Consider the following 13,245-nt stretch of genomic DNA (forward strand, 5'->3'; position numbering starts at 1 on the left):
ACTACGAAGAAACGTGCGGAAAGTGCACTTCCAGTTTGCCTGGTGATTGCTGCCTGCGCGTCGCACTCGCCTCGGTGTGTCGCCCGATCTATTCGGCGGCGCGCTCGGCGATGCGGCTCAATAGTCTGGAGTGAACATTCTCGGGGACCATTCCTGCGACATCTCCACCGAAAGTAGCGACCTCTTTGACCAGCGAACTGGACAGGAAGCTGAACGATGGATTCGCGGGGATGAAAAGGGTGTCCACACCTGTCAATCGCTGGTTCATCTGGGCCATCTGAAGTTCGTAGTCGAAATCGTTTGCTCCACGCAGACCCTTCACGATCGCAGTGAAGCCCTCCTGCCTCGCATAGTCGACGAGCAGGCCGTGCCACGAGGAGATCCGCACGTTCTTCAGATGGGCCGTCGCTTCGCCGAGAAGCTCGATGCGCTCGTCGACAGAGAACAAACCACGCTTGTTCTTGTTGATCATGACGGTGACGATGATCTCATCGAACTGCGCCGCAGCCCTGGTGATCACATCGATATGGCCATTGGTCACCGGGTCGAAGGATCCAGGACACACTGCTCCAGTCATGGCGCACAGGCTATCACCGTGCCAGTCCGGCGATTTCGATTCGCGTCTCGCCGTACTTCTTGACCTTCTCCGCCACCAAGCCTTCGGGCCAGGTGGTTTCCGTCGATCTGGACGAGCGTTCCAACACCACAATGCTTTCCGGTGCCAACCAACCGTTCGCCAGAAGTTCGACGAGCATCTGCGCAACCGCGGAATCGGCGATGGCGTAGGGAGGGTCGGCCAACACGAGGTCGTAAGGGCGGTCGGGCTGGCTCGCCAACACCGCGGAGACCGGCGCACATCGAACGGACGCACCCGGCAGCCCGATGCCGGCGGCGTTACCCCGAATCACCTCTGCCGCTCGCGGATCGGACTCCACCATCACGACAGTCGACGCACCGCGTGAAAGTGCTTCCAATCCCAGGGCGCCCGACCCGGCATAGAGATCGAGCACGGCAGCGCCGTCGAGATCCAGACGCGAGTCCAACGAGCTGAACAACGCCTCGCGGACACGGTCCGATGTTGGACGCGTGCCGCGAGGCGGGACTTTCAGGGTTCGGCCTCCTGCGATGCCTGCCACGATCCGGGTCATCTACAGAAGGTTACTCAGGGTGGAGTTCCTCTTTGCCGCCGTGTTCGCCGGACCAGATCAATCGTTCACCGAAGCGCCTTCGCCGCTGCCGATCACGACGAGTAGATCCCCACCCTCGACCTGCTGAACACCGCCGATAGCCAGGCGACTGACCTTCCCGCCCTTCGATGCCGTGATCGCGGCCTCCATCTTCATCGCTTCGATCGTGGCAACCGTCTCTCCCACCGAGATCTCATCGCCCACGGCCACTGCCAACGTCACCACACCGGCAAACGGTGCCGGAACATGACCGGAATTGGACCGATCCGCTTTCTCGATCGTCGGCGCCTCACTGGAAATCGAACGATCCCGCACCGACACCGGACGCAACTGACCGTTCAGAATGCACATCACCGTGCGCATCCCCCGCTCATCGGCATCGGAAATAGCCTCCAACCCGATCAGCAACTCCACGCCCTTCTCGAGCCGAACACGATGCTCATCGCCCTGACGCAGACCATAGAAAAACTGATTCGCCGACAACCGCGAGGTATCACCGTACTTTTCCCGATGCTCCGCCAACTCCGCAGTAGGACCCGGAAAGAGCAACCGGTTCAACATCTCCCGACGCGTCGCCGACGTCCCATCGAGACTGCGCCCCTCCTCCACGGTCAGCTCCGTCTCGGGCTTGGCTTCACTTCGACCCTCCAAAGCCTTCGAACGCAAAGGCTCCGGCCATCCACCAGCAGGCGTTCCGAGATCACCACGCAAAAAACCGATCACCGAATCAGGGATATCGAACTTTCCAGGATTCTCCGCGAACTCCTCAGCCGACGCATCAGCCCCGACCAAGGCCAGCGCAAGATCGCCGACCACCTTCGAACTCGGCGTCACCTTCACCAAACGCCCCAACATCCGATCCGCAGCAGCGTAATTCGCTTCCACGGTCTCGAACTTGTCACCCAAACCTAATGCGATCGCCTGCTGACGAAGATTCGATAGCTGCCCACCCGGAATCTCATGGGTATACACCCGACCCGTCGGAGCCATCAAACCCGACTCGAACGGCGCATACACCTTCCGCAACGCCTCCCAGTACGGCTCCAAATCGCACACCGTCGACAGATCCAGACCAGTATCGCGCTCGGTGTGCGCAGCAGCAGCCACGATCGCCGACAACGCAGGCTGGCTCGTCGTACCTGCCATCGATGCACTCGCACCGTCGACGGCATCAGCGCCCGCCTCCCACGCCGCCAGATACGTCGCCAACTGACCGCCCGGAGTGTCGTGGGTGTGCACATGCACCGGCAAATCGAAATTGCTCCGCAACGCCGTCACCAACGTCCGCGCGGCAGGGGCACGCAACAACCCGGCCATATCCTTGATCGCCAGCACATGAGCGCCCGCATCGACGATCTGCTCCGCCAACTTCAGGTAGTAGTCGAGCGTGTACAGCGTCTCGTTCGGATTCGACAGATCCCCGGTGTAGCTCAGCGCCACCTCCGCAATGGCAGTCCCCGTCTCACGAACCGCATCGATCGCCGGACGCATCTGATCGACATTGTTGAGCGCATCGAAGATACGGAAGATGTCGATACCCGTCTCCGTCGCCTCCGCAACGAAGCTGCGCGTCACCTTCTCCGGATACGGGGTGTAACCCACCGTATTACGGCCACGCAGCAACATCTGCAACGCAACATTGGGTACCGCCTCACGCAACGCCGCCAACCGCTCCCACGGATCCTCGTGCAGGAAGCGCAGTGCCACATCGTATGTCGCCCCGCCCCAACATTCGATCGAGAGCAACTCCGGCGTCGTACGCGCCACATACGGCGCCACCATCAACAACCCGGACGTGCGAACCCGGGTCGCGAGCAACGACTGATGTGCATCCCGAAATGTCGTATCGGTGACCGCGAGCGCTTTCCGATTGCGCAGATCCCGAGCGAAACCCTCCGGTCCCAACGCCAACAAGCGCTGCCTACTGCCGTCGGGAATCGGCGCCGAGAAATCGACGTCGGGAAGCTTGTCGTGCGGGTACACCGGCGACGGACGCTCCCCGTGCGGCTTGTTGACCGTCACATCCGCCAGATACGTCAAAATCTTCGTCCCGCGGTCACCGGAGGTACGCGAGGTCAGCAGCTGCGGACGCTCCTCGATGAACGAGGTCGTCACCCTCCCCGCAGTGAAATCCGGATCGACCAGAACTGCCTGCAGAAACGGGATATTCGTTGCCACGCCACGAATACGGAACTCCGCCACCGCGCGACGCGCACGCGCAATCGCGGTATCGAAATCTCTGCCTCTACACGTCAACTTCACCAGCATCGAATCGAAGTAGGCTCCCACTTCGGCGCCGAGTGTCGTGCCACCATCCAACCGCACACCGGCACCACCCGGGGTGCGGTACGCGGTGATGCGGCCGGTGTCGGGACGGAAACCATTCGAGGGATCCTCGGTGGTGATGCGGCATTGCAATGCCGCCCCACGCAACACGATGTTCTCCTGAGCCAACCCCAGATCGGCGAGGGACTCCCCCGAGGCAATACGCAACTGCGACTGCACCAAATCGACGTCGGTGACCTCTTCGGTCACCGTATGCTCGACCTGGATACGCGGATTCATCTCGATGAACACATGATTGCCCCGAGTGTCGAGAAGGAACTCCACCGTCCCAGCACACGAGTACCCGATCTCCTTCGCGAAAGCGACCGCATCGGCGCACATCCGATCACGAAGCTCCGCAGGCAGATTCGGCGCAGGGGCCATCTCGATGACCTTCTGATGACGCCGCTGCAGAGAACAATCCCGCTCGAACAGGTGCACCACGTTGCCCTGCCCATCGGCGAGGATCTGCACCTCGATGTGCCGCGGATCGATGACCGCCTGCTCCAAGAACACCGTCGCGTCACCGAACGCCGACTCCGCCTCACGCGCCGCCGCCTCGATCGATTCGCGCAACTGCGCCGGCTCGGACACCCGGCGCATACCCCTGCCGCCGCCGCCGGCCACTGCCTTCACGAACAACGGGAAGGTCATCGTTTCCGAAGCCGCTACCAATTCTTCGACGTCCGCAGACGGCTCCGAGGACGCCAACACCGGCAAACCGGCACGCTTTGCCGCAGCAATCGCGCGGGCCTTGTTGCCCGTCAACTCGAGCACCTCGGCCGAAGGCCCGACGAACGTGATGCCCGCCGCCGCGCACGCAGCAGCAAGATCCGGATTCTCCGACAAGAACCCGTACCCCGGGTACACCGCATCGGCACCGCTGCGCTGTGCTGCAGCGACGATCTCCTTCACCGACAGATACGCGCGGACGGGGTGGCCCTTCTCCCCGATCTCGTACGCCTCGTCCGCCTTCGTCCGGTGAACCGAATTGCGGTCCTCGAACGGAAAGACAGCCACAGTAGCGGCGCCCAACTCGTACGACGCACGAAATGCACGGATAGCAATCTCGCCACGATTGGCAACCAACACTTTGGAGAACATGCGCTAAACCTACCGCCGACAAGTCCACCAGCAGCGTCCGCCATCTCGAGATATGAGATAGTTCGGCGTCTTAAACGGTGCAGAGACCCGTCAGGACTTCTCCAGATAGTCGATACGGTCCGATCGCCAAGCGGATTTCATCATCGACGCGACGCCAGGATGATCCGCCATCGTCGGATCCGACTCGAACAACGCCCTTGCGCATGCATGGGCGTCGGCGATCACGTCTTCGTCGTCGATGAGTGAGAGCAGGCGAAGGCTGGTGACGGTCCCCGATTGTGCTGAGCCGAGCACATCGCCCTCACGGCGCGTAGTGAGATCGAGTTTGGCCAACTCGAATCCGTCATTGGTCGCGGCCACCGCCGTCAAACGCGAGAACGAAGCACCCATCGGACTGAGTTGGCTGATCATGATGCACAGACCCTGGTGACCGCCACGGCCGATGCGACCCCGTAGCTGATGTAACTGGCTGGTTCCGAACCGATCTGCGTCGACGATCACCATGACCGTGGCATTCGGCACGTCGACGCCGACCTCGACCACAGTCGTGCACACCAACACATCGATCTCGCCTGCCGTGAAGTCCTGCATCGAGGCGTCCTTCTCCTCCGCGGGCATCCGGCCGTGCAGCATCCCGACACGGAGATCGGCGAACGGGCCACCGGTGAGCATGTCGTACATCTCGAGTGCAGATTTGGTCTCGGGCAGTGCGCGATCGTCTTCGTGTCCGGCTGCACGTGTTCGTGGCCGCTTCCCGGTACCCTCCGCGTCGTCGTCACCGATCCGAGAACAGACAACGTACGCCTGCCGGCCTGCGCCGACTTCCTCACGAATGCGTTCCCACGCACGATCGACCCAACTCGGCTTCTGCGTTGCGGGAACCACGCTGGTCTTGATCGGTGCGCGCCCGCGCGGGAGCTCGGCGAGAATGGACGTCTCGAGATCACCCAGTGAGGCCATGGCAATGGTCCGCGGAATAGGAGTTGCCGTCATCACGAGCAGGTGGGGACTTCTGTTGTTACGCGCCTTGGATCTGAGCGCATCCCGTTGTTCGACACCGAACCTGTGCTGTTCGTCGATGACTACCATGCCGAGGTCCATGAACTCGACCCGATCTTGGATGAGCGCGTGCGTCCCGATCACGATTCCGGCGTCTCCGGTAATTGCATCCAGCAGCGCTGTCCGCTTGGCCGCCGTCGACATGGAACCGGTCAGCAGGGCGACCTTGGTGGCGAGCTCGTGGGATCCGAGTTCACCGGCGGCCGCCAACGAGCCCAGCATCGCCGAGATGGATCGCGCGTGCTGCGACGCAAGTACCTCGGTAGGGGCCAACAGAGCACATTGATGTCCCGAATCGATCACCTGCAGCATCGCCCGTAGGGCAACCACTGTCTTACCCGATCCGACTTCACCCTGTAGCAATCGCGACATCGGATGTCCCTGCGACAAGTCCGCAGAGATTTCCGCCGCCACCGTCAACTGCCCTGCTGTCAGTGTGAACGGAAGTCGACGCTCGAACTCCGCTGCAATCCCGTCCACACGCGGCGAACATTCGGGCGCCACCCTGCTCGACGCATTCTGTCTGCGCGCTGCCAGCACGAGTTGCACTGCAAGCGCTTCATCGAACTTCAGACGTGCTCGCGCCTGGTCCTTTTCGTCCGCGGAGTCCGGAAAGTGGATCCAACGCAGTGCGGTGTCGAGGTCCACCAATCCCCGCTCCGAGCGCACCTCCGGCGGAAGTGGGTCCTCGACGGTGTCCAACTGGTCGAGAACTTGACGGACGCAACGCATGAACGTCCAACTCTCCACGTCCTTCGCCGCGGGATAGATCGGAACGAATGTGCGCTCGAACACCGTCATGTCGACACTGCCGGACGAATCCAGCGAGCCACGCGCCAACCCTGCCAACGATCCACCACCCACGACCCGACCTTCGGTGAGTACCGCACCGTCATCCTCGTCCCCACCGAGCATCACGTAACTCGGGTGGGTCAGATTCCATCGCCTGCCGAAATACTTGACCTTGCCCGAGAACATTCCACGCTTACCGGGGGTGAGGACATGCTTGAGCTTGTGGGGGCTGAAAAACGTCGCATCGATCTGCTGGTCTTCCGCGGCGAGGGAGACAGCGAGAAACTGCCCTTTGCGCGCCTTCATCGTTCGCAACGTTGCCGATGCGATCGTCGCGACGATGGTGATGTGCTCGCCCTCCGGCGGTTCCTTTTCGCTCAGTTCGGCGCCCTGCGTCATGTAACGGTGAGGGTAGTACCGCAAGAGATCCTCGACGGTCTCGAGCGCGAACAATTCCGCCAGGGGCCCGGCCACCTTGTCGCCGAAAACCCCGTCGAGCCGATCCGCGAGTGCCACCATCTCGATTGTCGTCCTTACCCTCTCGATCCGGTTCTCGTGCGAAGTTCTCATTCCACGCCGAGTTGAGCCATGTCTCCTGGCTGCCCTCCGCGATAGGTGACGAACTCCACGACGGGATAATGCTCGGCGACGTACTCGGCCAACCGCTGACCGAATTCGTCGTCTGCGGACTCCCCCAGAAGCATGGTCACCATCTCACCACCCGCCGACAACAATTGATCGAGCAGGTTACATCCGGCGGTGATCGCGTCGGACCCGATAACCACCACTTCCCGCCCGACCAAACCGAGGCCGTCACCGGGTTCACATGTCCCGACCCATGTCAGGGCGCGCCCCTCGGCGATTCGGACCGAAGCCCACCGGGTCCCGGCCGCCGCTTCGGACATCGTGAATGCGTCGTCCACTCCTTCTTTGGTCGGGTCGTGGACGGCGAGTGCCGCCAGGCCTTGAACCATCGACGAGGACGGAAGCATCAAGACGTCCTTGCCTGCGTTGCGTGAAGCGACGCTGACGGCTACCAATTCCTGGGCGGACAATGCCCCGTTCGGCAGGACGAGGACCTCCGTGTGCCTGGATCCGACGATCGCCGCGCACAACTGTGTGGGTCCTATCTCTGTTGTGTCGCAACGAAGTACGTGTGCGCCCTCGGCAAGGTACAGCTGCTCGGCACCCGCACCTGCCACCACCGCCAATATCTCTCGACCGAAAATTTCCCCACCGTCGTCCGGAGTCGACGCCGCCGTGTCACAGCCCTCCCCTGCGCCGAAGGCTGCAATGCGCACACCATGTATCCGCCCGGCACCTATGCCTATGTCGACGGCCAGGCCGGCATTTGCCGTGTGAACATGAGCGGACCACGAACCGTTGCCGTCACCGGCTACGACCACCGAATCACCGATCTCTGTCAGCGCTCGCCGCAACTCGATCGCAGCGGCGTCGTCGATATCGGAAAGCTGATAGAGAACCTCGTATCCGACGATCGCCTCTCCTACCTGCACCGAATCGAGGCGATTGTTCGATCTCGGCATCACGGCTCGACTGGTCTCGGTCGTCACGTGCCGGTGGTAGCGCTGTCTCGGCGGCGGCTCGCTTCCGGTCACGACACCACAGAGCGCGTCGAGCATCACGAGAAGGCCGAGTGCGCCTGCATCGACGACTCCTGCTGCTCGAAGAGCCGGCAGTTGGTGGCGGGTGCGGTCGAGTGCCACGGCAGCCGATTCAGCTGCGCAGCGCGCCACTGCTGCGATATCGCACGGCTGATCGAGGCTGGCGACCGCGCGTGCCGAACTGCCCAGCACGCTGACGATCGTCCCGTCCACCGGAACGCTCACTACGTCGACGACGAGGTCGGCCGCCCGAACCAGTGCACGGGCGAGCGCGGCTCCATCGAACTCACCGTTGGCCGCAACCTCTGCAACGGCACGCAGCAATTGAGACACGATCACCCCGGAATTGCCCCGCGCACCGGCTATGGAGCCTTGTGCCAGCGCTGCCGCAACGGCAGCGATATCGGCGTCCGCGCCTGCCTTGCGCATCGACTCCACCGCTGCACGAATGGTGAACACGAGATTGGTGCCGGTATCGGAGTCTGCGATCGGGAAGACATTCAGTTCGTTGATCTCGTCGCATCGCGCAGTGAGGCCGTCGACACATCTGTAGGCCCACAGCCGAATCTCCTCGACCCCGATAGAGGACGTGGGACTGCCGACGGCCATGGACTTCTCGCCGTGCTCGACCACGTCCACCACCTGTTCGCCCCCAGTTCGTGCTGAAAGAACCGAAATACATTTGGCTGAGCCGACCACGTTCCATGACCCAGCTTCTTCAGACGAGTCAGCCTAGACTCGAGCACCTGCAGGCGCAGGTCGGCACTCCGTCGAGCGTCTGTCATGGCGTGGCCTCTGGACGCGGTTTGGCGAATTAGCGCTACGCCCGCTAATCTTGCAGGGTTGCCCGGTGTGGTTCGGCGGATTGTGTGCTGAAGTTATTCGGAGCAACCGCCCGCACGTTAATGATCAATCATCTATCAAGGAGTTCGCGACTATGGCTGCCGTCTGCGACGTATGCGCCAAAGGGCCCGGCTTCGGTAAGTCGGTCTCGCACTCGCACCGACGGACCAACCGTCGTTGGAACCCGAACATTCAGACCGTTCATGCACAGGTTGCCCCCGGCAACAACAAGCGCATGAACGTCTGCACGTCCTGCCTCAAGGCAGGCAAGGTGGTTCGGGGCTGACTTTCGCCCACGAGACTCGACTATGGCCTCACTGCTCTCGGAGCAGTGAGGCCATAGTTGTCTTTCGACCACAGCAGCTGGGCAAGGTTGTCCTCGCGATCGCTTCTCGTCGTCAGGGCACCGTCGATGCCGACCAATGCGGCCGGATACAGTGCGATTGTGACGAACTTCGAAAGCACGAATCATGTAGAACTGGTTGACGGGGTCCTGAAGATCATCGTGTCGACCGATGCCGCGGGCACCTCGCTCAGTGGCGATGCCATGACCGAAGGGGCTGCGGCACTTCGGTCTGTGAACGCAGGTGATCTCCGCGTCGGCTGCGTTCTTCTCGTCGGTACCGGCGCCAATTTCTGCGCGGGCGGCAATGTGCGAGCCTTCGCTTCAGCGGACGATCGCGGAAGTTACGTTCGCGCCGTGGCCGACGGCTTCCATGCCTTCGTCCTGGAACTGGCGGCGACGACCGTTCCCGTCGTCGCCGGTGTGCACGGATGGGCAGCAGGCGCAGGGATGAGTTTGGTTTGTCACGCCGATGTCGCCATCGGCGGGCGTGCAACCAAGATGCGTCCGGCTTACCCAGGAATCGGTTTCACCCCGGATGGCGGGCTGACCTGGACGTTGCCTCGCATCGTGGGTTCGGTCAGAGCACGTGACATTCTCCTGAACGACTCGATCCTCAACGGCGAAGAGGCCGTGCGACTCGGATTACTGAGCCGGCTCGTCGGCGACGACATCATCGTGAGCGAGGCCGAGCGGTTGGCTCGAGCGTTCGCCGCCGGACCGACGTCGGCTTACCGCGGCGCGAAAGAGTTGCTGGCGCACTCGGAGCACCGGACTCTGGCCGAGCAATTGGAGGCAGAGGCCGTGTCGATCTCCGCGGCAGCGGTAGGACCGACGGGCCGCGAGGGTGTCGATGCTTTCGTCGAGAAGCGTCGACCTGATTTTTCCTGACTCGCACACAGTCAGGGAAGACGCCAGTCGATAGGCTCGTATCCGTCGGCGGTCAGTAGCTCATTGGTGCGACTGAACGGCTTGGTGCCGAAGAATCCTCGCGACGCCGACAACGGTGACGGATGCACGGACTCGATGATGGGAGTGAGTCCCAGCATGGGTTTGAGAGTGGCCGCGTCGCGGCCCCACAAGATAGCGACGAGTCCCGACGGCCTTTCTGCTTCCTCACGCTCTACGAGCGCTCGAATCGCCTGCTCGGTCACCGCTTCCCACCCTTTTTTGCGGTGCGAAGCGGCGACCCCTGGTTCGACGGTGAGGACTCTGTTGAGGAGGAGCACCCCTTGGTCGGCCCACGGGGTGAGGTCTCCGTTCGATGGCGTCGGAAATCCGAGATCGTTCGAATATTCCTTGAAGATGTTGGCGAGGCTCCGTGGCACCGGTCGAACGTCGGGAGCAACCGAGAAGCTCAGTCCTACAGCGTGGCCGGGTGTCGGGTACGGATCCTGGCCGACGATGAGAACACGGGCATTCGCGAACGGCCGTGCGAAAGCGCGCAGCACGTTCTCACCGGACGGTAAATAAGTGCGTCCCTCGGTGATTTCGTCTCGAAGGAAGTCCCCCATTGCCGAGATCCGGTCTTCCACAGGTGCAAGTGCTGTGGCCCAACCGCTTTCGACGATATCGGTGAGTGGCATACCGTTCATAAGTCCAACCGCCGAAGCGAGTCACGGTAGTAGGTGGCATTCGCCGCGTACATTTTGACGTTGATGTCGAGGTGACCGAGCGGAACCTCATATCCCTCGCGGACTTTCGCGGGTACCCCCAGAGCCATGCTCCGCTCTGGAACTACGAATCCGAACGGAACCACTGCGCCGGCGCCGACGATCGAACCGGCACCGATCGTCGAGCCGTTGAGGACCACCGAACCGGAAGCGATCAGGCAATCGTCACCGATGATTGCGCCTTCCACGTGAGCGTTGTGTCCGAGAACGCAGTTCGATCCGATCACGGTCGGGTGGATCGGCGTGCAGTGCACGACCGTTCCGTCCTGCACATTGGTATATGCGCCGACCGAAATCGTTCCGTAGTCACCGCGAAGGACTGCTCCTGGCCAGAGAGACGAGCCTGCGGCCAGTGTCACAGCTCCGATGACCACAGCGTCAGGATGCACGTAGGCGTCGGGATGTATCTGTGGTTCACGGTCGCCGAGCGCGTAGATTGCCATGTCCTGCAACTTACATGTCTTCGAACTCGGCCGACCTGCGTGAAGGCGCCGACGGTGGCGGAGTCCACTCGACTGTCAGGTCGAGAAACTCGACCATCCGTTCCCGCCCGAGAACTTCCGCCCGTCGACGGTGACCCCGGCGCCCTCGCGGACCCAACCGATCCGAATCCACCCGTCGGGGAGCGAGGCATCCGCTGGGAAGGTGCCTGCGAACGAGTGATCCTCTCCTCCGGTGAGAGCCCAGTCGAGCGCGGACGAACCGAGATCGTGTGCGGCGTCGACGATCTCGTCATCCAGGGTGATCGATTCACTGTGGAGATCGATGGCGACCGAGGATGCCTCGGCGATATGATCGAGATCGGCGATCAACCCGTCGGACACATCGGTCAAAGATGTGGCACCACTGACCGCGGCGGAGATCCCCTGAAGATAGTCGGGTTGTGGAGCGCAATGTAATTCCACGAGGCTGTGATGACGGGCCGATCCCGCGAGAAGCACAGCGAGACCCCCTGCCGACCAACCCAACCGTCCGCTAACGGCAACGACGTCGCCCGGTTCCGCCCCGGACCGCAGGATCGGAGACCTTCCGCCGAGGTCGCCGAGCGCCGTGATCGAAATCACCAAGCTGTCACTCTGTACGAGGTCACCACCTACGATTCCCGCGCCTGCGCGGCTTGCCTCCCGCCATAGCCCTTCGTTGATGCCATCCGTGACGAAAAGGGGCGTGTCGGCCGGACACCCCAGAGCAACGAGAAATCCGGTGCACCGCGCTCCCATCGCTGCGATGTCCGCACCGTTCTGTGCGATCGCCTTCCGGCCGATATCGACCGGGCTGGACCAGTCCAGACGAAAGTGCCTGCCCTGCACCAACATATCCGTGGTCACGACGACCCTGCCATCCGATGCGGCGACAACGGCAGCGTCGTCGCCCGGACCCAGGATCGAGTCGGCGGTCTGCACGCGCCCGCGAGTGGCGCGGTCTATAACCGCGAATTCGCCGATCTCCGCAACGGTTCGCTTCCGGACTTCGACACGATCTTCGTCGTCGATGATCTTCCTCCTACGAATCTGGCGAGGCAGGCTTGCCGCCGACCTCTGCGGTACCTTTCAGCTGCGGCCGAGCAGCGGCCTGAATACTTTCGACGCGCGCAAGAAACCACCGCGACACTACCTCGGTATCACGGTGGGGGATTCAGGACGGGCCGATCACCCGTAAGCTGAGCCGTCGACTGTCCGACAACGACTCCTGATGACACCGAGGACGATGAATACCGACGATCACGCGCCCGAACCCACCCCCGAGCCCGACAAACGCCATCCCGCGGTAGTCGCGACCGCGATCGCACTTCCGGTGGCCCTGCTGGTCGGGTTCATCGTGGCTGCGGTGTCGATATCCGGAACCTCGACGCGGGCACCCGAGGCCCTTGGGCCGGTCGATGCTCCTGCAGCAGACAGTGCCGACTGCAACGCACTCGTCGATGCCTTACCAACATCACTCGGCGACTACGAGAGCGTCGAGCTCGCCGATCCGGCACCGCTCGCAACCCGAGCATGGGCGCTCGACGACGACACATCCGAGCCCGTGGTCTTGCGGTGCGGCCTGAACCGCCCCGACGGATTCGATGTCGCAGCCCCTTTGCAGGTGGTCAACGGAGTTCAATGGTTCGAAGTCTCCGGCGCCGACTCGGGCATCGAGGCGAGCACGTGGTTCGCAGTAGATCGCCCGGTGTACGTGGCGCTGACCGTGCCGAACGGGTCCGGACCCACGCCGCTGCAGGATGCCTCCACTGCGATTTCGAACTCACTCGCGCAGGCACCTCTCGATCCGGCCCCACTTCGGTAGGTAGCCGA

General features: G+C 62.4%; 11 protein-coding genes. 3 read left to right on the forward strand and 8 right to left on the reverse strand.

All coding sequences use genetic code 11. The features are described 5' to 3' along the window. Positions 1–88 precede the first annotated feature (88 nt). The 5 genes from coaD to E5720_RS02315 form a co-directional block, all read right to left on the reverse strand. Entirely contained in the window at positions 89–577 is a 489-nt protein-coding gene (coaD, locus tag E5720_RS02295) for a pantetheine-phosphate adenylyltransferase (RefSeq protein WP_136169311.1), read from the reverse strand. A 13-nt stretch (positions 578–590) separates the two neighbouring features. Beyond that, positions 591–1,148, reverse strand: a complete 558-nt coding sequence (gene rsmD / locus E5720_RS02300) for a 16S rRNA (guanine(966)-N(2))-methyltransferase RsmD (RefSeq protein WP_136169312.1) — start codon at positions 1,146–1,148, stop codon at positions 591–593. Between the two features lie 57 nt (positions 1,149–1,205). Continuing rightward, positions 1,206–4,616, reverse strand: coding sequence for a pyruvate carboxylase (locus E5720_RS02305; RefSeq protein ID WP_136169313.1), 3,411 nt, complete (start codon positions 4,614–4,616; stop codon positions 1,206–1,208). Between the two features lie 90 nt (positions 4,617–4,706). After that, the gene (gene recG, locus E5720_RS02310; protein ID WP_136169314.1) at positions 4,707–6,986 is read right to left on the reverse strand and encodes an ATP-dependent DNA helicase RecG; all 2,280 of its coding nucleotides are present in this window, start codon (positions 6,984–6,986) and stop codon (positions 4,707–4,709) included. A 47-nt stretch (positions 6,987–7,033) separates the two neighbouring features. After that, the gene (locus E5720_RS02315; protein WP_136172381.1) at positions 7,034–8,701 is read right to left on the reverse strand and encodes a DAK2 domain-containing protein; all 1,668 of its coding nucleotides are present in this window, start codon (positions 8,699–8,701) and stop codon (positions 7,034–7,036) included. Positions 8,702–9,029: 328 nt separating this feature from the next. Here E5720_RS02315 and rpmB point away from each other — a divergent pair, with 328 nt between their 5' ends. Together rpmB and E5720_RS02325 are read left to right on the forward strand one after the other, a co-directional pair. Beyond that, entirely contained in the window at positions 9,030–9,221 is a 192-nt protein-coding gene (rpmB, locus tag E5720_RS02320; RefSeq protein ID WP_084348574.1) for a 50S ribosomal protein L28, read from the forward strand. Between the two features lie 159 nt (positions 9,222–9,380). Beyond that, positions 9,381–10,169, forward strand: coding sequence for an enoyl-CoA hydratase-related protein (locus tag E5720_RS02325; RefSeq protein ID WP_210729941.1), 789 nt, complete (start codon positions 9,381–9,383; stop codon positions 10,167–10,169). An 11-nt stretch (positions 10,170–10,180) separates the two neighbouring features. Here the strand turns inward: E5720_RS02325 and E5720_RS02330 are convergent, their stop codons facing one another. From E5720_RS02330 to E5720_RS02340, 3 genes are all read right to left on the reverse strand, one after another. Further along, positions 10,181–10,873: a uracil-DNA glycosylase gene (locus E5720_RS02330; RefSeq protein ID WP_136169315.1), complete on the reverse strand. Its 693-nt coding sequence runs from the start codon at positions 10,871–10,873 to the stop codon at positions 10,181–10,183. Beyond that, positions 10,870–11,394, reverse strand: coding sequence for a gamma carbonic anhydrase family protein (locus E5720_RS02335; protein WP_136169316.1), 525 nt, complete (start codon positions 11,392–11,394; stop codon positions 10,870–10,872). The genes E5720_RS02330 and E5720_RS02335 overlap by 4 nt, the downstream gene beginning before the upstream one ends. A 75-nt stretch (positions 11,395–11,469) precedes the next feature. After that, positions 11,470–12,462 (reverse strand): thiamine-phosphate kinase, encoded by a 993-nt coding sequence (locus E5720_RS02340; protein ID WP_247596278.1) that lies wholly within the window; start codon positions 12,460–12,462, stop codon positions 11,470–11,472. Positions 12,463–12,643: 181 nt separating this feature from the next. Here E5720_RS02340 and E5720_RS02345 point away from each other — a divergent pair, with 181 nt between their 5' ends. After that, the gene (locus tag E5720_RS02345) at positions 12,644–13,237 is read left to right on the forward strand and encodes a DUF3515 domain-containing protein (RefSeq protein WP_247596136.1); all 594 of its coding nucleotides are present in this window, start codon (positions 12,644–12,646) and stop codon (positions 13,235–13,237) included. Positions 13,238–13,245: the final 8 nt, after the last annotated feature.

This window comes from Rhodococcus sp. PAMC28707 (assembly GCF_004795915.1).
In the GTDB taxonomy this organism is placed as follows: Bacteria; Actinomycetota; Actinomycetes; order Mycobacteriales; family Mycobacteriaceae; genus Rhodococcoides.

Bases quoted from the DNA above. Each gene is read 5' to 3' on its own strand.
- E5720_RS02330 (WP_136169315.1), bottom strand. From the start codon at position 10,873: ATGAACGGTATGCCACTCACCGATATCGTCGAAAGCGGTTGGGCCACA.
- coaD (WP_136169311.1), bottom strand. From the start codon at position 577: ATGACTGGAGCAGTGTGTCCTGGATCCTTCGACCCGGTGACCAATGGC.
- E5720_RS02345 (WP_247596136.1), top strand. From the start codon at position 12,644: ATGACACCGAGGACGATGAATACCGACGATCACGCGCCCGAACCCACC.
- rpmB (WP_084348574.1), top strand. From the start codon at position 9,030: ATGGCTGCCGTCTGCGACGTATGCGCCAAAGGGCCCGGCTTCGGTAAG.
- E5720_RS02315 (WP_136172381.1), bottom strand. From the start codon at position 8,701: ATGGCCGTCGGCAGTCCCACGTCCTCTATCGGGGTCGAGGAGATTCGG.
- E5720_RS02305 (WP_136169313.1), bottom strand. From the start codon at position 4,616: ATGTTCTCCAAAGTGTTGGTTGCCAATCGTGGCGAGATTGCTATCCGT.
- E5720_RS02335 (WP_136169316.1), bottom strand. From the start codon at position 11,394: ATGGCAATCTACGCGCTCGGCGACCGTGAACCACAGATACATCCCGAC.
- recG (WP_136169314.1), bottom strand. From the start codon at position 6,986: ATGGTGGCACTCGCGGATCGGCTCGACGGGGTTTTCGGCGACAAGGTG.
- rsmD (WP_136169312.1), bottom strand. From the start codon at position 1,148: ATGACCCGGATCGTGGCAGGCATCGCAGGAGGCCGAACCCTGAAAGTC.